General features: G+C 63.9%; 18 protein-coding genes. 11 read left to right on the top strand and 7 right to left on the bottom strand.

Annotated features, from left to right (window positions below; genetic code table 11):
• The first annotated feature begins 7 nt into the window (after positions 1-7).
• The 7 genes from CLV78_RS05185 (at position 8) to CLV78_RS05215 (ending at position 5,889) form a co-directional block, all read left to right on the top strand.
• Positions 8-1,093: an ABC transporter ATP-binding protein gene (locus CLV78_RS05185; protein ID WP_106203648.1), complete on the top strand. Its 1,086-nt coding sequence runs from the start codon at positions 8-10 to the stop codon at positions 1,091-1,093.
• Complete coding sequence (locus CLV78_RS05190; protein ID WP_106203649.1) at positions 1,090-1,953, top strand: carbohydrate ABC transporter permease; 864 nt, start codon at positions 1,090-1,092, stop codon at positions 1,951-1,953. Before CLV78_RS05185 ends, CLV78_RS05190 begins: the two co-directional genes overlap by 4 nt.
• An 11-nt stretch (positions 1,954-1,964) precedes the next feature.
• A complete protein-coding gene (locus CLV78_RS05195; RefSeq protein ID WP_106203650.1) occupies positions 1,965-2,762 on the top strand; it encodes a carbohydrate ABC transporter permease in 798 nt (265 codons plus the stop codon).
• 2 nt (positions 2,763-2,764) lie between these two features.
• The gene (locus tag CLV78_RS05200) at positions 2,765-3,040 is read left to right on the top strand and encodes a DUF2160 domain-containing protein (protein WP_211300941.1); all 276 of its coding nucleotides are present in this window, start codon (positions 2,765-2,767) and stop codon (positions 3,038-3,040) included.
• Positions 3,041-3,104: 64 nt separating this feature from the next.
• On the top strand, positions 3,105-3,497 hold the full coding sequence (locus CLV78_RS05205) for a BlaI/MecI/CopY family transcriptional regulator (RefSeq protein WP_106203782.1): 393 nt from the start codon (positions 3,105-3,107) through the stop codon (positions 3,495-3,497).
• Complete coding sequence (locus CLV78_RS05210) at positions 3,487-4,632, top strand: M56 family metallopeptidase (protein ID WP_106203651.1); 1,146 nt, start codon at positions 3,487-3,489, stop codon at positions 4,630-4,632. The genes CLV78_RS05205 and CLV78_RS05210 overlap by 11 nt, the downstream gene beginning before the upstream one ends.
• A 423-nt stretch (positions 4,633-5,055) precedes the next feature.
• Positions 5,056-5,889, top strand: a complete 834-nt coding sequence (locus CLV78_RS05215) for a 3-oxoadipate:acetyl-CoA acetyltransferase (RefSeq protein ID WP_106203652.1) — start codon at positions 5,056-5,058, stop codon at positions 5,887-5,889.
• 89 nt (positions 5,890-5,978) lie between these two features.
• Here CLV78_RS05215 and CLV78_RS05220 read toward each other — a convergent pair whose 3' ends face one another.
• The 5 genes from CLV78_RS05220 to CLV78_RS05240 all read right to left on the bottom strand — a co-directional run bounded on the left by CLV78_RS05220 (position 5,979) and on the right by CLV78_RS05240 (position 11,180).
• Entirely contained in the window at positions 5,979-7,004 is a 1,026-nt protein-coding gene (locus tag CLV78_RS05220) for a Gfo/Idh/MocA family protein (RefSeq protein ID WP_106203653.1), read from the bottom strand.
• A gap of 72 nt (positions 7,005-7,076) precedes the next feature.
• Entirely contained in the window at positions 7,077-8,087 is a 1,011-nt protein-coding gene (gene arsB, locus CLV78_RS05225; RefSeq protein ID WP_106203654.1) for an ACR3 family arsenite efflux transporter, read from the bottom strand.
• Positions 8,084-9,349 carry an organoarsenical effux MFS transporter ArsJ gene (gene arsJ / locus CLV78_RS05230; RefSeq protein ID WP_106203655.1) on the bottom strand — a complete coding sequence of 422 codons (1,266 nt, stop codon included), beginning with the start codon at positions 9,347-9,349 and terminating at the stop codon, positions 8,084-8,086. The genes arsB and arsJ overlap by 4 nt, the downstream gene beginning before the upstream one ends.
• Positions 9,346-10,344: an ArsJ-associated glyceraldehyde-3-phosphate dehydrogenase gene (locus CLV78_RS05235; RefSeq protein WP_106203656.1), complete on the bottom strand. Its 999-nt coding sequence runs from the start codon at positions 10,342-10,344 to the stop codon at positions 9,346-9,348. The genes arsJ and CLV78_RS05235 overlap by 4 nt, the downstream gene beginning before the upstream one ends.
• Complete coding sequence (locus CLV78_RS05240; protein WP_106203657.1) at positions 10,341-11,180, bottom strand: arsenate reductase/protein-tyrosine-phosphatase family protein; 840 nt, start codon at positions 11,178-11,180, stop codon at positions 10,341-10,343. The genes CLV78_RS05235 and CLV78_RS05240 overlap by 4 nt, the downstream gene beginning before the upstream one ends.
• A gap of 141 nt (positions 11,181-11,321) precedes the next feature.
• Between CLV78_RS05240 and CLV78_RS05245 the strand changes: the two genes are divergently transcribed.
• Positions 11,322-12,887, top strand: a complete 1,566-nt coding sequence (locus CLV78_RS05245; protein ID WP_158263439.1) for a calcium-binding protein — start codon at positions 11,322-11,324, stop codon at positions 12,885-12,887.
• Positions 12,888-12,926: 39 nt separating this feature from the next.
• Here the strand turns inward: CLV78_RS05245 and aroB are convergent, their stop codons facing one another.
• Positions 12,927-14,039, bottom strand: coding sequence for a 3-dehydroquinate synthase (gene aroB, locus CLV78_RS05250; RefSeq protein ID WP_106203659.1), 1,113 nt, complete (start codon positions 14,037-14,039; stop codon positions 12,927-12,929).
• A 4-nt stretch (positions 14,040-14,043) separates the two neighbouring features.
• On the bottom strand, positions 14,044-14,589 hold the full coding sequence (locus tag CLV78_RS05255) for a shikimate kinase (RefSeq protein ID WP_106203660.1): 546 nt from the start codon (positions 14,587-14,589) through the stop codon (positions 14,044-14,046).
• 140 nt (positions 14,590-14,729) lie between these two features.
• Here CLV78_RS05255 and CLV78_RS24750 point away from each other — a divergent pair, with 140 nt between their 5' ends.
• From CLV78_RS24750 to CLV78_RS05265, 3 genes are read left to right on the top strand one after another with little or no spacing between them, the layout of a single operon-like run.
• Entirely contained in the window at positions 14,730-14,864 is a 135-nt protein-coding gene (locus tag CLV78_RS24750; protein WP_281261127.1) for a hypothetical protein, read from the top strand.
• Between the two features lie 3 nt (positions 14,865-14,867).
• On the top strand, positions 14,868-16,412 hold the full coding sequence (locus CLV78_RS05260; RefSeq protein ID WP_106203661.1) for a hypothetical protein: 1,545 nt from the start codon (positions 14,868-14,870) through the stop codon (positions 16,410-16,412).
• Positions 16,409-17,350: a site-specific tyrosine recombinase XerD gene (locus tag CLV78_RS05265; protein ID WP_106203662.1), complete on the top strand. Its 942-nt coding sequence runs from the start codon at positions 16,409-16,411 to the stop codon at positions 17,348-17,350. The genes CLV78_RS05260 and CLV78_RS05265 overlap by 4 nt, the downstream gene beginning before the upstream one ends.
• Positions 17,351-17,460: the final 110 nt, after the last annotated feature.

Consider the following 17,460-nt stretch of genomic DNA (forward strand, 5'->3'; position numbering starts at 1 on the left):
GGACAACATGGCAAAGATCACACTCTCCAACCTCCGCCACAGCTACTATCCGGACCCCAAGGGTCCCGATGACTACGCGCTCAAGATGATCGACCTCGACTGGAACGACGGTGGCGCCTATGCCCTGCTCGGCCCGTCGGGATGCGGAAAGTCGACGTTGCTGAACATCATCTCCGGCCTGCTGGTTCCCAGCGAGGGGCGCATCCTCTTTGACGACAGGGATGTGACCGAACTGCCTCCCAGCCAGCGCAACATCGCGCAGGTTTTCCAGTTCCCGGTGATCTACGACACGATGAGCGTGCGCGACAACCTCGCCTTCCCGCTGCGCAACCGCGGTGTGGACGAGGCAACGGTGTCGCGCCGGGTGACCGAAATCGCCGAGATGCTGGAAGTGACGGACATCCTCGACCGCAAGGCCGCCGCGCTGTCGCCCGACAACAAGCAGAAGGTTTCGATGGGGCGCGGACTGGTCCGTGACGACGTCAACGTGGTGATGTTCGACGAACCGCTGACCGTGATCGATCCGCATTTGAAGTGGAAGCTGCGCTCGAAACTCAAGGAACTGCACCAACGGGTGCGCGCGACGATGATCTACGTCACCCACGACCAGACAGAGGCGCTGACATTCGCCGATCAGGTCGTGGTGATGCAGGAAGGCGAGATCGTGCAGATTGGCACGCCGGTGGAGCTGTTCGAGCGGCCCGCGCACACTTTCGTCGGCCATTTCATCGGCTCGCCGGGCATGAACATCCTGCCCTGCGAAACAACGGGCGGCACGGCCATGTTTCGCGGCCAGCCGGTTGCGCTCGAGGGCGAAATCGTGCCCGGCGATGGCGCGCGGACGGAGATCGGCATTCGCCCCGAGTTCGTGAGCCTTGCCGACAGCGGCATCGAGGCGGTTGTCCGCAAGGTCTCCGACGTCGGCCGACACATCGTGGTCGAAACCCTGATCGGCGAAGATCGCGTCGCGGCGATCGTCAAGGACAATGCGCCCGCGACTGGCGAAACCGTGCATCTGAATTTCCGCCCCGACCGCACGCGGCTCTACCGCGACGGCTGGCTGGCGACGACCGCAGGGGAGGCGGCGCAATGAAAACCGAAAACCAACGGGCGTGGTTTCTCGTCCTGCCGGTGCTACTTCTGGTGGCGTTCAATGCCCTGATCCCGATGATGACCGTGGTCAACTACTCGGTGCAGGAGACCTTCGGCGACAACCTGTTCTTCTGGGAAGGGCTGGGCTGGTACGAGCAGATCCTGCGCTCGGAGCGGTTCCACGCCGCGCTTGGCCGCCAGTTCCTGTTTACCGGCCTGATCCTCGTGATCGAGGTGCCGCTGGGCATCATCATCGCGTTGTCGATGCCGCGTCAGGGCATCTGGGTGCCGGTCTGCCTCGTGCTGATGGCGCTGCCGATGCTGATCCCGTGGAACGTGGTCGGCGCGATGTGGAACATCTTCACCCTGCCCGATATCGGCCTGCTGGGCTATTTCCTGAACCATACGCTGGGCATCAACTACGACATGACACAGGATCCGCTTGCGGCCTGGATCACCATTGTCACCATGGATGTCTGGCACTGGACCTCGCTGGTGGTGCTACTGGCCTATGCCGGGCTGGTCTCCATTCCGGATGCTTACTACCAGGCGGCCAAGATCGACGGCGCCTCCAACTGGGCGGTGTTCCGTTTCATCCAGCTGCCAAAGATGAAAAACGTGCTGACCATCGCCATCCTGTTGCGCTTCATGGACAGCTTCAACATCTACACCGAACCCTTCGTGCTGACGGGCGGTGGCCCGGGCAACTCCACCACGCTTCTGTCCATCGACCTGGTGAAGATGGCGCTGGGGCAGTTCGACCTCGGACCGGCGGCGGCCATGTCGCTCATCTACTTCGCAATCACCCTTGGCGTCAGCTGGCTCTTCTACACGCTGATGACCAGAGATGACCTGAACTGAGGGAGGGCACGATGCAGAAAAGATCCATCATTCCCGTCGTCTACATCCTGTTCCTGATGTTGCCGATCTATTGGCTCGTGGCAATGAGCTTCAAGACGACGAACGAAATCCTGTCGGGCTTCTCGCTCTTTCCGCAGACGTTCACCTGGGAGAACTACACAACGATCTTCACCGACCCGACATGGTACTGGGGCTACATCAACTCGATCATCTACGTCACGATCAACACGCTGCTGTCGGTGACGGTGGCGCTGCCGGCGGCTTATGCCTTCTCGCGCTACCGGTTTCTTGGCGACAAGCACCTTTTCTTCTGGCTGCTGACGAACCGCATGGCACCGGCGGCGGTGTTCGCCCTGCCCTTTTTCCAGCTCTATTCGGCGGTCGAGCTTTTCGACACTCACCTTGCCGTGGCGCTTGCACATTGCTTGTTCAACATTCCACTGGCGGTCTGGATCCTCGAAGGTTTCATGTCCGGCGTGCCGAAGGAACTGGACGAAACCGCCTTCGTCGACGGCTATTCCTTCCCGCGCTTCTTCACCACGATCTTCATCCCGTCGATCAAGGCCGGTGTGGGCGTAGCGGCATTCTTCTGCTTCATGTTCTCCTGGGTGGAACTGTTGCTGGCCAAGACGCTGACAGCGGTGGCCGCCAAGCCGATTGCCGCCACGATGACCAAGACGGCCTCCTCGGCGGGCTATGAGCTTGGCCTTCTGGCCGCGGCGGGGACGTTGACGATCATCCCCGGCGCCATCGTGATCTATTTCGTTCGCAACTACATCGCGAAGGGCTTCGCGATGGGGAGGGTTTAAACATGAGCTGGATGGCATGGACCTGGCCGACGGCGCTGTTCTTCATCGGGATCTTTTCCGCCATGGGAGTGCTGACCGTACTCGAACTGCGCCATCCCGGCGGCGACGAGCGCAGGGGCGCGCTCGGGTTGGTGACCACACGCGGAGATCGCCTCTTCATGACGATCCTGGGGTCGATCTACATCCTCCTGGCGGGCCTGGGTTTGTTCGGAATGCCACTCTGGGGACCGCTTGCCGTGGCATTTGCCTGGGCCATCTTCTGTTTCTGGAAGGTTTAGGCATATACCGGAAATGGAACAGCGGCGGCTCACCCTCCGGCGGGCCGCAACACTTGGAGCCCACATGCGAAAACGTCAAGCCAGCGGTACGTTGACCGAGGTCGAACTGGAATTCATGAACGTGGTCTGGGAGATCGGCGGCGGCACGGTGCGCGATATACACGCAGCACTCAATCACGACTCCGAACGCGCCTATACCTCCGTCGCGACCATTCTGAAGATCCTCGATCAGAAGGGCTATCTTTCGTCCACCAAGGTGGAAAGGTCGCTCGTATACCGTCCGGCGGTTCCCAAGGCTGCCTACCAGAAACAGACGCTCAAGCACCTGTCCAACAAGCTCTTCGATTCCACCCCGTCGGCACTTGTTGCCAGATTGGTGGATGATGATACCCTGTCGGAGGAAGCGCTGGAGGAAATCCGGACCTTGGTGAACAAGAGGCTAGAGGATGGCGGCTGAAGGCATCCTGGATGCGTGGATTGACGCGAATATCCTGCTGCTCGTCCTGGTGGCGGCATGGGTGCCCACGCGGCGTGTCCTTGCGCGCAGCGGCCTTGGGCAGGCGCTTGTCGGGCAGGCCCGCGCCATGGAGTGGATCTTCATCGCCGTCATCGTGGCCCCCTTCCTCGCGCGGCTGGTCTCCGGCCCGTCGGCCGGACACATGAACCTGTCCGACCTGTTGGTCGCCCAGTACCTGGACGGCAATCTTGAAATGAGTGCCACACGGTTCGAGTCCCTTCTCGGGCTGCGGACGGACCTGACCGATACCTTCCTTCTGCAACGCACATTCTGGGCGCAGGCCATGTTGGTGCTGTTGGTTGCCGGTCTGGTGCTGTCGGCATCGCGGCTCGGCCTCTCGGCCCTGCGCCTGTACCGCGTGCTCCGACGCGCCCATGCGTGGCGTCGTTTCGGGCGGCTGGAGCTTCTGATTTCCGACGAGACGACCGTGCCCTTCTCCACTTGCGGCCTGCGCCGCCGGTTCGTGGTGCTGCCCGCCGATGCGTTGGCACATGGACGCGATCTGCATTTCACACTGGCGCACGAGTTCCAGCATCTGCGGCAGTCCGACCTGCTGCACGAGTTTGCCGTCGAGGCGTTGCGCCCGTTCTTTTTCTGGAACCCTGCCTTCCATATCTGCAGCCGCCAGTTGCGGGACCTGCGCGAGATGGCCTGCGACCAGGCCATTGCCCTGCGGCGTCCGTTCGAGCTCGGCGGCTATTGCCGCAGCCTGATCCGGGCCTGCAGCCGCGCCCGATCCGACAGGGCGGTCTTCGTACCAGTCGGCCCGGCCGTGGGCTTCGTGGAGACCTGCCCCGGAACGGCCCTCAACAGCCAGCTTGGCAGACGCATTGTTGCGCTCACCGGACGTCCGCCGTCAAGCAACGGGCAACGGGCATGGAAGGTCATCGGATTGCTGTTCTGCACTTTGCTCGTTCTCGGAGCCGTGCTCATGCGCAGCCCGACAGGCTGGAGCCACGACCGCATCATGCTCAGCACGATCGTCAACCTGGAGCGGTTGGACGAACGCAATGCTTCCACGCCAATGACGTCCGGAGCAATGGCAGCCGACGACCGGGTCGCGCCGCTGCAATAACGCCTGGGTTTGATCTTCCGCGTCCCGCGACATCGGCTGCAATCTCATGGCCATGTGTCGGGAATGTCCGCCCGGATCCGAACATTCTTCCGGTACGATCGAAACGTCCTATCACATCTCCAGGCCGCGGCAGCCCTCGTATCCTGACCCCGACACAATTGATTGCCATTCAAAGATGGGGGCGTTCCCGCCCCCTGCATTGCTCATCCGACAGGCCACGGGGTGTATGGGGCCGGGATCAGGCGGTATCGGAAGCGGCGGCACCATGACCGCCATGCGCGGCCAGCGGCCCACACGCCACTGGCAGCGGCCACCTGGGGGAGCGACCTTTCGTTTCGGGCGACACGGATCCCATTGCGTCCTCCGCCCGGGCGGATCATGCTGCGCCAGAACGCCGGTGCAGACCGGCGCAAGGAGCCTGTCATGTCAAAACCCTGCATCATCTGTGTCGCCATTACCGGGTCGGTTGCCACGAAGGAAAACAACCCTGCCGTGCCAATTACCGTTGCCGAGCAACTGGAGAGCATTCACGAATCCTTCGAGGCCGGCGCCGCGATCGCGCATTGCCACGTGCGAAACGATGACGGCACCCCGAGTTCCGATCCGGAGAAGTTCGCCCGGCTCGGAGAGGGCATTCGAAAGCATTGTCCCGGCATGATCGTGCAGTTTTCCACCGGTGGCCGGTCAGGTGCCGGGGCGGCGCGGGGCGGAATGCTGCCGCTCTCGCCGGACATGGCATCGTTGTCGGTCGGGTCGAACAACTTCCCCACCCGGGTCTACGAGAACCCGCCGGATCTGGTGGACTGGCTGGCCGGGGAAATGCGAACCTATCACGTGAAGCCCGAGATCGAAGCCTTTGATCTATCTCATATTCACCAGGCTGTCGCGATGAACCGTGACGGGCGGATTCCGGGGCGGCTCTATGTGCAATTCGTCATGGGGGTGAAAAACGCGATGCCGGTGGATCGCGACGTGTTCGACTACTACCGCAAGACCATTGCGCGGCTGGCGCCGGAAGCCGACTGGTGCGCGGCCGGGATCGGGCGGCACCAGTTGACGGTCAACGAGTGGTGCATCGCGGAAGGCGGGCACACGCGGACCGGGCTGGAAGACAATGTGCGGTTGGATAAGGACCGGCTGGCACCCTCAAACGCGGCGCTGGTGGCGCGCGCGGTGGAGCTTTGCGAGAAATACGAGCGCCCGGTGGCGACCTGGCAGCAGGCGCGGGAGATATTGGATCTGCCCTTGCCCGGCTGAGCGCGATTGGCGCAGGCGGATGGGGGCCAGCCCCCGTCCCGGCAGGCCGGGACTCCCCCGGGATATTTCCGGAAAGATGATGGACCCTGTCAGGTCGGGATATCGACCGGGGCGCCGGTGGCAGAGGCGGTCATGATCGCGGCGATGAGGTCGTGGACGTGGAGCGCCTGCCGGCCGGTTACGTGCGGGGGGCGACCGGATATCAGGGCATCGACGAAATCCTCGATCATCGCCTGGTGAAGGGTGTGGGAGAGATTGATCGGAGTGGCGCGGGAGGCGTCCTCGCCGTGGACCTCGTGGCGGCCATCCCGCCAGTGGACCTCCAGTTGCCGGGCTCCGACGGTGAGGGACGCGTTCTGGCAGTGGAAGGTGAGGCTTTCCCTGCCACCGGGGAAGGCGGCGGTGGTGGCGAAAAGGGAGCCCGTGGCGCCGTTTTCGAAGTCGAGGCCAGCGGAGACGAAATCCTCGGTCTCCATCTGGTGGATGGCGGTGGTACGGGCCATGGCGGTGACACGGGAGACGCGTCCGGCGAGGTGCAGCATGAGTTCCATCGGGTGGATGGCCTGGGTGAGGAGCACACCACCACCGTCGCGGGCGAGATCGCCACGGCCCGGTTCGTCGTAGTAGGATTGCGGGCGCCACAGCGGGATGCGGGCCTCGACAGCCGCCAATGAACCAAGGGCGCCGCCCTGCATCAGTTCGGCCGCCTTGATTGATGTGGTGCGGGCGCGGTGGTGGAAGACGATGCCGAGCGGCACCCCTGCCCTTTCGCAGGTTTCGACAACGTCGCGCGCGGCCTCTGTCGTCCGTTCGATCGGTTTTTCGAGCAGGATCGGGATGCCGGCGGCGGCCAGCGGTGAGACGAGCGCCATGCGCACATCCGGCGGGGTGCAGATGATGGCGAAGTCGACTGCCGTGTCTACGGCTATCTCCTGTATATCCGTGTAGGTGCGCGGGGTGTCACCCAACGGTTCGGCCCATGTTTCGGCGAAGGCCGCCGCCTTATGACGCTGACGGGCGAGGACTCCGTGCAGTTCGACGCCGCTGCGCGATGCGGCGATGGCCGCTGCATGGGTTTCGGCAATTGTGCCCGGCCCGATCAGTGCTGCCTTCATTTCGTCTCTCCGAATGTGAACCGCGGGAAAGATGGACATGCGGGCGGCGAATGGAAAGCGGTATTGCCTCGGTCAGGTGGGGAAACGTGCTCGGGTTCGGTTGGCGAAGGCGACCAGCGAGAGCATCACCGGCACTTCGACCAGCACGCCCACGACCGTGGCCAGCGCCGCGCCGGAGCCGAGGCCGAAAAGCGAGATCGCGACGGCGACGGCCAGTTCGAAAAAGTTCGAGGTGCCTATCATGGCGCAGGGGGCGGCGATGCGGTGCGGGACGCCCCAGGCGAAGGCCGCGCCATAGGCCAGTGCGAAGATCGCGTAGGACTGGATCAGGATCGGGATGGCGATCAACAGGATGACAGTGGGATTGGCGACGATGGTTTCGCCCTGAAGGCCGAAGAGGATGACCACCGTGACGATCAGGCCGATCACCGAGTACGGTTTCACCTTGTGCTTGAAGGCTTCGATGGCCGCTTCGGAGCCCAGCATGCGGCGGGTCCAGAGGCCCGCGGCGAGTGGCAGGGCGATGAACAGGACGACCGAGAGGATCAGCGTCTCCCACGGGACGGTGATGTCGGTGACCCCGAGCAGGAAGGCCACGATGGGCACGAAGGCCACGACCATGATCAGGTCGTTCACCGTGACCTGCACAAGCGTATAGGCCTCGTCGCCCTTCGTCAGGTGGGACCAGACGAAAACCATCGCCGTGCAGGGGGCCGCGCCGAGCAGGATCAGGCCGGCGATGTATTGCTGGGCGTCCTCTGGCGCAATCCAGGCAGCGAAAACATGCTCGAAGAAGAGCACACCAAGGAATGCCATGGTGAAGGGTTTGATCAGCCAGTTGACGGTGAGGGTGATGATCAGCCCTTTGGGTTGCCGCGCGACGTCTCTCAGCGAGCTTGGATCGACACCGACCATCATCGGGTAGACCATGGCCCAGATCAGCACCGCGACGACGAGGTTGACGGAAGCGAGTTCCGCAGCGGCGACGGCATCCACCAGCGCGGGGGCAATGTTGCCGATGACAATCCCGGCCAGGATTGCGGCAGCGATCCAGATGGAAAGGTAGCGTTCGAACAGGCTCATGCGTGGGCCTCTGTTTTCGTGTGTGGTGTGAGCTGCCCTGCCCCGTAGCGGCTGAGCAGGACGAGGGCGGCAGCGGTGGCAAGGCAGAGCGGCAGGCCGCCGATCTGGTAGCTGAGGCCGGAGAGCAGCGTGCCAAGCAGGCGCCCGGCGGCATTGGCCATGTAGTAGAAGCCCACATCCATGGTGACGCGATCGTCATGGGTGAAAGCAAGGATCAGGTAGGAATGCAGCGAAGAATTCACGGCAAAGATCGCGCCGAAGGCCATGAGGCCGGCAACAAGCGTCACGGTGAGCCAGGTGGCGGGTTCGCCCGCACCCCAGACAAGCCCCGCGAGCACCACCGGCACGACAGCGAGCATCGTGGCCCAGCGTTTCGCCTCCGCCACCAGTTCGGCCTCCGGACGCACCGCAGCCCGCAGTAGTTTAGGGGCGGAGGCCTGAATGTAGCCGTACAGGATCGTCCAGACCGCCATGAAAGCGCCGATCGTGAAGAAAGCCACACGGTTGCCCGCCTCGGAGCCGTCCGAAAGCACCGCGTAGAAATAGACCGGGATACCAACGACAAACCAGACGTCTCGGGCGCCAAACAGGAAGACGCGGGCGAAGCTCAGCCAGTTGATATTGCGGGATTTCGAGACAACTTCGGAGAATTTGGCATCCTTGCGCCCCTTGGGCAGACCGGCGGGCATCCAGATGACCACGGCGACGAGGATCGCCAGCAGGATCGCCGCCATGCCGAGCACGGACGGCCCGAACCCGACCAACGCCAGCAGCCCGGCGCCCACGAGGAAGCCTAGCCCCTTCACCGCGTTCTTGGAGCCGGTCAGAACGGCAACCCAGCGGAAGAGCCCGTCGCCCTCCGTCGGGGCGAGCAGTTTCACCGCCGACTTGGAGGACATCTTTGCCAGATCCTTCGCCACGCCGGACAGGCCTTGCACGGTCATCACGAAGATCACCGACGCGGCGATCGACCACGCTGGATCAAGCTGCGACAGCGCGAGCAGCGCCAGCACCTGAAGCCCGAGGCCCGCGTAGAGCGTCGAGGTCAGCCCGAACCGCGCGGCGATCCAGCCAGCGGACAGGTTGGTCACGACACCGGCAATCTCGTAGAGGATGAAGAGATAGGCCAGTTGCACCGGCGAGAAGCCAAGGGTGTGGAAGTGCAGCAGCACCAGCATCCTGAGCGCCCCGTCGGTAAGCATGAAGGCCCAATAGGCGGCGGTCACCGCGACATAGGCCTTCAGGCCACCATTCTGGCTCATAGCGACCGGCCCACCATCAGCGCCACGTCAACCAGCCGGTTGGCATAGCCGAACTCGTTGTCATACCAGGCGTAGACCTTCACCTGCGTCCCGTTCACCACCATCGTGGACGGGGCATCGACGATGGAGGACCGCGGGTCGTTCACGTAGTCGGCGGAGACAAGCGGGCGCTCTTCATAGCCGAGAATGCCTTTGAGCGCGCCCTCGGACGCGGCCTTGAAGAGCGCGTTGACCTCCTCCGTCGAGGTTTCTCGCGCGACTTCGAAGACGCAATCGGTCAGCGAGGCGTTGAGAAGCGGCACGCGCACCGCATGGCCGTTCAGCTTGCCCTTCAGTTCCGGGTAGATGATCGTGATTGCCGTGGCCGACCCGGTGGTGGTCGGGATCAGCGAATTGAGCGCGGACCGTGCGCGGCGCAGATCCTTCGCGGGGCGGTCCACGATGGTCTGCGTGTTGGTGACGTCATGGATCGTTGTCATCGAGCCGTGTTTGATCCCGAGCCCTTCGTGAAGGACTTTCACCACCGGCGCGAGGCAATTGGTCGTACAGCTTGCGGCGGTGATTATGTCATGTTCGTCAGGAGCATATATGGCGTTGTTCACCCCATGGACGATATTGACGGCATTGCCGTCCTTCACCGGCGCGGAGACAACGACCTTCTTTACGCCAGCCGCGAAATAGGGGGCGATCGCCGCCTCCGTCTTGAACACGCCCGTGCAGTCGATCACCACATCGACGCCATCCAGCGGAAGGTCCTCGATCCGCGTTTCCCGATGGATCGGCAGGCGGGTGCCGTCGATGGAGATCGTGCTCTCGCCATGCGAGAAGTCGGCGGGCCACCGGCCGTGCACCGTGTCGAACTCCAACAGATGCGCGTGCATTTCCGGGCTTCCCACGGCGTCATTCAGCCAGGCGATTTCGGCTCCGGCCTCAAGCAGCGGTCGCAGGGCAAGCTTGCCCATGCGCCCTAACCCGTTCAGGGCATAGACAGTCATTCTTCATCCTCGATCTGGGCAATTGCATCGACGCGCCGCTGAAGCGAGGCACGGTCAAGCGTTTCGACAGGCAGTGCGGAGAACGCCCGGATGCGATTGCGCAACTGCCCATAGGCCTGTTGGAAGGCGAGCCGTTTCTCGGCGTCGGTCCCATCGGCCCTCACGGGATCCGGCACCCCCCAATGTGCGCTGATCGGCTGGCCGCGCCAGGCCGGGCAATCCTCGTTCGCCGCAAGGTCACAGACGGTAAAGATGAAGTCCATCACCGGGGCGTCATCCTGCTGGAACTCGCCTAGGTTCTTTGCGCGCAGGCCGGAGATGTCGTGCTCCTTGCCCGCGAGCAGTTCCAGCGCAAAAGGGTTCAGCTCCGATTGCGGCCGCGTCCCGGCGGAAAAGACGTTGAACCGGTCGCCAGCCTCGGCGCGCAGAAGCGTCTCCGCAAAGATCGATCGTGCGGAATTGCCGACGCAAATGAAGAGGGCGTTGAACTTCCTGTCGGGCATGACGCCAATCTTCGCCGAGTCGACGTTCGCCCGTGGGGTGCAGAGATCAGGCCGCCCCCGGCAGCAGTCCCGAGAGAGGAAGTCGATCATTTCGTTCACCGATGCCCACTCCACCCGGTAGAGCAGTGACGTCCCCTGCCGTGTCTGGCTGATGAGTCCGGCCCTGGTCAGTGCGGAAAGATAGACCGAAGCCGTGTTCGGCTTGAGCTCCAGGACGCGCGCGATCTCTCCGGCGGGCACCGCGTCCGGAAACCGGCGCGCGAGCAGCCGGAACACCGCAAGGCGGCCGGCATGTCCAAGCGTCGTGAACTGGTCGAGAACAACAGATTCCATATTTCACGAATATTGGAATAAATTGTCTCTGGCAAGGGCCGCGATCATCGGAAACCGCCGATTAACGATTGATCTCTATGGACACATCGTGGCTGCCAGAATGGCGGCACGTGATCCCGATGGCCGATGCAGGAGTTGCACATGGCACAGAATGTCGTCGTAGACGATGGCAGCACCCAGGTTTCCCTCGGCACGGGTGACAGCCTCTATGTTCCAGCGGACATCGACATCATCAACACCGATGGCGGCCCCGCCGTGAGATCCGCAGGCAGCTCCGCGAACGCCCAGAGAGTTGTCGTGGACGGTACCCTGGTCGCCTTCAACGGCTCCGCTCTCATGTTGAATGGCACAACGACCGGCGTCGGCGGGAGCTACGTCGGCATTGGCGCCTCCGGGAGCATCTCTACCGTCAACTCGGCCTGGGGCGCCGCGGTGGCCCTCTACGGCTCGAACACATTCTTCAGCAATGCCGGGTCACTGTTCAGTGCCAACGGCGCGTCGTTCAGCAATGGTGAAGCAATCTCCATCCAGAACTCGGGCGCCCTTCGGGCATTCCGCTACAACGGCATACTCCTGTCAGATATCGACGAGGCGTCGATCTCCAACACCGGAGAGATCGTTGGCCAGACGGGGCTTCGGTTCAAGGCCTCCAACGGGTTTCTCGTGAATTCGGGCACCTTGATTGGCCTCAGGCAGGAGGCCATTTCCGCGACGACGGCCGAAGATACTGTAAAGGTCTTCAATTCCGGTACGATCTCGGCAGCCAGTATTGCCATCGCGACAGGCAGCGGCTGGGATGTTGTCCGGAACTCGGGACATATCGAAGGCAATGTGAGGCTGAACGCCGGTGTGGATTCCTTCACGATGCACGCCGGTGTTGTCGCCGGAACAATCGACATGGGGTCCGGAAACGACACCTTTGATGGCCGGGGAAGGGGAACTTTCGGGGTTGTCTACGGCGATCACGGAAACGACACCCTCAAAGGCGGCGCAAGCGCCGACGAGTTGAACGGAGGCGCAGGAGACGATTGGATCATCGGCAATCGGGGCAGCGACACGCTGAACGGCGGAGACGGCGCCGACACGATCAAGGGACGTTCCGACGACGATGCGCTCGATGGGGGCGACGGGGCAGACATGCTCTGGGGCGGATCGGGAGACGACCTGTTCTACGGCGGTGGCGGCGGCGACACCATCCGGGGCGGGTCCGGCGATGACACGTTCTACGGTGGCGGCGGCAACGATATCCTCAAAGGGAACTCCGGCGACGACGAAATGGATGGCGGCGCCGATGACGACACGATCCGCGCGGGCTCAGGCAACGATACGCTTCTGGGCGGTGACGGAAACGACACCCTGCGCGGGCAAAACGGGGACGACGATCTGAACGGCGGGGATGGCGATGACGTGCTGATTGGCGGCAGGGGCAAGGATACGCTCGAGGGCGGCGCCGGAGCGGACGTGTTCGTGTTTTCCATCGGCGCGGGCAACGACCGGATCACCGATTTCTCGACCGGCGTCGACATGATCTCCCTGGTTGGCTTCGGATTGACGTCCTCGAAATACTCCAGCTACGTCTCCCCGTCGCTCAAGGACAACGGATCGGGCGGCACGGTGTTGCACTACGAGCATCTTGGCGGGGCGGGCACGCTGCTGATCGAGGGTGTCCCCAAAGCCGAGCTCGATGCCTATGACTTCATCTTCTGACGCGACCACGACACGATCGTGACGAATGTGGCGTCGGGGTTACCTGCCCTGCCCCAACTCGTCACGCAGCAATTGCAGAACAGCGGCGCGCGGTACATCCCCGGTGACGAAAGCATTGCCAATCCCGCGGGTCAGGATGAACCGCAACTCTCCGGCGACCACCTTCTTGTCCTGCCCCATCAGATCCAGCAACGCCTCGGCGCCGGGCAACTCGCCCGGAATATCGCAGATATCGACGCGCATCCCCATGCCGCGCAAATGCGCCCGCACGCGCGACGGATCCTCCTGCGTGGCAAGCCCCAGCCGCGCCGACAGTTCGACCGCGAGGGCACAACCGATCGCGACCCCCTCGCCATGCAGCAGACGGTCCGAATACCCTGTCGCGGCCTCGAGCGCATGCCCGAAGGTGTGACCAAGGTTCAGCAGCGCCCGATCGCCCTGCTCCGTTTCATCCCGAACAACGATATCGGCCTTCATCTGGCAGGACCATTTCACGGCCGCGATGCGCGCCCCCACGTCGCCCGACGCAATCGCGTCTCCATTCTGCTCCAACCACTCGAAGAACCCCAGATCGCCGAGCAGCCCGTATTTGACCACTTCGCCATAGCCGGCAAGGAAATCGCGCGCCGTGAGTGTCCGGAGCACATCGACATCGGCGAGGACCAGGCTGGGCTGATGGAACGCACCGATGAGGTTCTTCCCGACGGGAGAGTTGATCCCGGTCTTGCCGCCGACCGAACTGTCGACCTGCGCCAGTAGCGTTGTCGGGATCTGCACGAAGCGAACACCACGCCGCAGGATCGCGGCCGCAAACCCAACGAGGTCACCGATCACGCCTCCCCCGAAAGCGATCACCATGTCCTTGCGTTCGACGCGTTGCCCCAACAACCACTCGACGGTCTGCGTGAGATACGGCCAGGACTTCGTCGCCTCGCCCGCAGGCAGCGCCAGCACGGCGCAGTCGATCCCCTGAGCCTCCAGCGACGTCCGAAGCTGATCCATGTGCAACGAGGCAACGGTTTCATCCGTGACGATGGCCACCTTCGGACGCTCCAGATGCGGCCCGATCCAGTACCCGGCACGATCCAGCAGACCGGATGCAATCCGGATGTCGTAGGCCCGCTCGCCAAGGGGCACATGAACCGTTTCCATTCCGCTAGTTCTCCTCAAGCACGTCCGGTCGCGTCCGCAGGACCGCATCCACCGCGGCCACCATGTCGGAGATGGCGTATTCCGGCCGCGCCTTCACCGCAAGGTCCGCCAAGCCATAGACAGGTGCCCGTTCGGCATAAATCGCCTCAAGGGTCGCACGCGGGTCCGGAGTGCGCAGCAGGGGCCGGGTGTCCTTGTGCTTCACCCGGTTCCAAAGCAGGTCCAGATCCGCATCCAGCAGCACGGATACACCCCGGTCGTGAATCATCTGCCGATTGCGCTCCGCAAGGAAGGCGCCGCCACCGGTCGACAGGATGCCCGGCGCCCCGTCCAGCAGGCGGGAGATCACCTCCGATTCGCGGTCGCGAAAAAACGCCTCGCCATCGCGGGCAAAAATCTCCGCGATGGACATTTTTGCCGCCTCGACGATTTCCGCATCGCTGTCGAGGAAAGGCACGTCCAGCTTTCGCGCCAGGGCTGTGCCAACGGCTGTTTTTCCGGCCCCCATCATGCCAACGAGCACCACCGTTTTCTTCAGCCGCGCCACCATCGGCTCTCCTCTTGCCCCGGCGCCAAGTCGCCGAATGTGAAAATTTCCTACTCTGAATGGCGTGAATTCGCCCGCGATGCCATGTATAAATCGTCGGGAACGCACATATGAAGGCGGCATTGCAAAATGGCAGGCAGGAAATGAAGAGACTTTTCAAGCTTTTGCTCTACCTCGTGGTCCTCGGGGCGATCGGTCTGACGGGCTATGCCTATCTGGCCGATCTCACGCCGGAACAGGTACGTGTCAGCGAGCCTGTTTCGCTGGATGTGGATTGAGCCATGAGAGGGCTTGCCCTGGCTGGATCCCTGGTGCTTGCCGCGGCGAGCGCCCCGGCCCAGACGGAGGGTGACGCAACGGCGCCGATCTCGGCCATCGACTGGCTGTCCGACAGCCTGTCCTCGCCGTCCGGCGCCCCCACCGGGGACTCGCCCGTCACCCAGGGCATCGTCACCGAAGAGATCACGGTCGAGCCGCTGGACGCGCCGTCACCGGACGGCGTCGGTCTCCTGCCGCATTCCGTGACCGGACTGCCGCCCGACCTCTGGGGCAGTTCGGAACTGCACCGGCTGGCCCAGCTTATTGCGGCCTTTCCGCCCGAGCCTCTACCCGCCGTGCAGGACCAGTTCCGCCGCCTGATGCTGGCCGAACTGGAACCGCCGCAGGGCAGCACTCCCAAGGCGCCACTCCTGCAAACGCGGGTCGATGCCCTTCTGGCCCGGGGCGCGGTCGATGAAGCCGAAGCCTTGTTGGAGCGCGCTGGCTCCACCGAGCCCGAGCTTTTCCGCCGCGCCTTCGACGTCGGATTGCTGACCGGGCGCGAACAGGCCGCCTGTGCCCGCATGCGGGCGGTCCCGGGCATTTCACCCTCATTCCCGGTAAGGATCTTCTGCCTGGCCCGCACCGGCGACTGGCCGGCGGCGGCCCTGACGCTCGAATCGGCCAATGCGCTCGGCCAGCTGTCCCCGGAAGAGGACTCCCTGCTGGCCCAGTTCCTGGATCCGGAGCTTTCCGAGCTTCTGCCCCCGATCTCGGCCCCGCGGCGCCCGAGCCCGCTGACCTTCCGGATGATGGAGGCCATCGGCGAGCCGATGCCCACCTCGCCGCTGCCACTTGCATTCGCGCATTCCGACCTGCGCCCGACGGCCGGCTGGAAGGCCCGCGTCGAAGCCGCGGAGCGGCTGGCCCGCGCCGGCGCCCTTCCCCCCGAGGTTCTGCTGAGCATCTACGGCGAGCGCCGCCCGGCGGCCTCGGGCGGAACCTGGGATCGCGTCGGGACCGTGCAGACCCTGTCCCGGGCCATCCGGGACGAAGACATCGAAGGTGTTGCCACAACCCTGCCGGAAACATGGGAACACATGCGCGCGGCCGGCCTCACCCTGCCTCTCGCACGCGCCCTTGGCCCCGACCTCGCGGCGCTTCCCCTAGAGGGAGAAGCGAACGGCATCGCCACCACGCTCGGGTTGCTGTCGGACACCTATGAAAGCGTCGCGCTGGCACTGCCGCCTTCCGCGCCGTCGGAACTCCTGGTGGCCGCCGGACTCGCCCGTGGCCAGTCGGAGGGAGCACCGGACGGGTCGATTGCAGCCGCGCTCGCAGCCGCTTTCGCCGATCCTGCCCCTGCCCTGCCAACCCGGCTGAGCGACCTTGCGGAGCGGAACCGCCTCGGAGAGGCACTCCTCCTTGCACTTCAGACCCTGGCGCCGGGCGCCGAAGCCGATCCGGGCGACATCACCGGGGCCCTCGCGTTCCTGCGCGATATCGGCCTTGAGGACACCGCCCGCCGCGCGGCGCTGCAAATCCTCCTGCTGGAGCCCAGGGGATGAGCGGCCCGGCCAGCGCCGAACTCTGGATCTCGACCTTCCTGGAGGCGCAATCGGCCGAGCTTGACGCGGCAAGAAACACGCTGCTGAGCTATGGCCGGGACCTGAAGGATTTCGCCGGCTGGAGCGCCCGCCGAGGTCTGGACCTGCAAGCGGTCACGCGCGAGGATGTCGAGGCCTACCTCGTCTTCTGTGACGACCAGGGACTGGCCCGCGCCACCCGCGCCCGTCGCCTGTCATCCATTCGCCAGCTTTACCGGTTCGCCTTCGAGGAAGGCTGGCGCGAGGACAATCCGGCGCTACGGATCAAGGGACCTCGCAAGGAAAAGCACCTGCCGAAAACCCTGAGCCACGAAGAGGTCGACACCTTGCTGAAGGCGGCGGAAACCACCGGCCGCACCAAGGCCGACCGGCTCCGCAACACTTGCCTCATGCAGATGCTTTACGCGACAGGCATGCGGGTGACCGAACTCGTCTCCCTGCCGGTGGCTGCGACCCGGGGCCACCCGGAAATGCTGCTGGTCCGGGGCAAGGGAGACAAGGAACGTTTGGTGCCGCTCTCGCCACCTGCCCGCACCGCCCTCGACCACTGGCTCGCGGAAAGGGACACCCTCGAAGACCTCGCCCGGAGCAAGGGCAAACCCAAATCGCCATTCCTCTTCCCCTCCACCGGGAAGGCCGGTCACCTGACCCGGCACCGTTTCTACGCCCTGATCAAGGAATTGAGCGTTGCTGGCGGCGTCGATCCCTTGAAGGTCACGCCCCACACATTGCGCCACGCCTTTGCAACCCACCTGCTTGCCGGCGGCGCCGACCTGCGCACCATCCAGACCCTACTCGGCCATGCCGATATCTCCACGACCGAAATCTACACCCACGTCCTGGAGGACCGTTTGCGCACCCTTGTCCACGACCATCACCCTTTGGCACGGAAGGATTAACCCCGATCCGGGCGACCACGAGCCCGAAGGGCGTAGGAGGAATGCGCCGCAAGGCGCGCAATTTGGTTGCCAGATGCATTCCTGCTGGCCTTTTCTGCGCATGCACGGTA

This window comes from Aliiruegeria haliotis (genome assembly GCF_003003255.1).
GTDB classification, from domain to species: domain Bacteria; phylum Pseudomonadota; class Alphaproteobacteria; order Rhodobacterales; family Rhodobacteraceae; genus Tropicimonas; species Tropicimonas haliotis.

What these genes read in the sequence shown, in the direction of transcription:
- CLV78_RS05185 (WP_106203648.1), top strand. Translation starts at nt 8, where the DNA reads ATGGCAAAGATCACACTCTCCAACCTCCGCCACAGCTACTATCCGGAC.
- CLV78_RS05190 (WP_106203649.1), top strand. Translation starts at nt 1,090, where the DNA reads ATGAAAACCGAAAACCAACGGGCGTGGTTTCTCGTCCTGCCGGTGCTA.
- CLV78_RS05195 (WP_106203650.1), top strand. Translation starts at nt 1,965, where the DNA reads ATGCAGAAAAGATCCATCATTCCCGTCGTCTACATCCTGTTCCTGATG.
- CLV78_RS05200 (WP_211300941.1), top strand. Translation starts at nt 2,765, where the DNA reads ATGAGCTGGATGGCATGGACCTGGCCGACGGCGCTGTTCTTCATCGGG.
- CLV78_RS05205 (WP_106203782.1), top strand. Translation starts at nt 3,105, where the DNA reads ATGCGAAAACGTCAAGCCAGCGGTACGTTGACCGAGGTCGAACTGGAA.
- CLV78_RS05210 (WP_106203651.1), top strand. Translation starts at nt 3,487, where the DNA reads ATGGCGGCTGAAGGCATCCTGGATGCGTGGATTGACGCGAATATCCTG.
- CLV78_RS05215 (WP_106203652.1), top strand. Translation starts at nt 5,056, where the DNA reads ATGTCAAAACCCTGCATCATCTGTGTCGCCATTACCGGGTCGGTTGCC.
- CLV78_RS05220 (WP_106203653.1), bottom strand. Translation starts at nt 7,004, where the DNA reads ATGAAGGCAGCACTGATCGGGCCGGGCACAATTGCCGAAACCCATGCA.
- arsB (WP_106203654.1), bottom strand. Translation starts at nt 8,087, where the DNA reads ATGAGCCTGTTCGAACGCTACCTTTCCATCTGGATCGCTGCCGCAATC.
- arsJ (WP_106203655.1), bottom strand. Translation starts at nt 9,349, where the DNA reads ATGAGCCAGAATGGTGGCCTGAAGGCCTATGTCGCGGTGACCGCCGCC.
- CLV78_RS05235 (WP_106203656.1), bottom strand. Translation starts at nt 10,344, where the DNA reads ATGACTGTCTATGCCCTGAACGGGTTAGGGCGCATGGGCAAGCTTGCC.
- CLV78_RS05240 (WP_106203657.1), bottom strand. Translation starts at nt 11,180, where the DNA reads ATGGAATCTGTTGTTCTCGACCAGTTCACGACGCTTGGACATGCCGGC.
- CLV78_RS05245 (WP_158263439.1), top strand. Translation starts at nt 11,322, where the DNA reads ATGGCACAGAATGTCGTCGTAGACGATGGCAGCACCCAGGTTTCCCTC.
- aroB (WP_106203659.1), bottom strand. Translation starts at nt 14,039, where the DNA reads ATGGAAACGGTTCATGTGCCCCTTGGCGAGCGGGCCTACGACATCCGG.
- CLV78_RS05255 (WP_106203660.1), bottom strand. Translation starts at nt 14,589, where the DNA reads ATGGTGGCGCGGCTGAAGAAAACGGTGGTGCTCGTTGGCATGATGGGG.
- CLV78_RS24750 (WP_281261127.1), top strand. Translation starts at nt 14,730, where the DNA reads ATGAAGAGACTTTTCAAGCTTTTGCTCTACCTCGTGGTCCTCGGGGCG.
- CLV78_RS05260 (WP_106203661.1), top strand. Translation starts at nt 14,868, where the DNA reads ATGAGAGGGCTTGCCCTGGCTGGATCCCTGGTGCTTGCCGCGGCGAGC.
- CLV78_RS05265 (WP_106203662.1), top strand. Translation starts at nt 16,409, where the DNA reads ATGAGCGGCCCGGCCAGCGCCGAACTCTGGATCTCGACCTTCCTGGAG.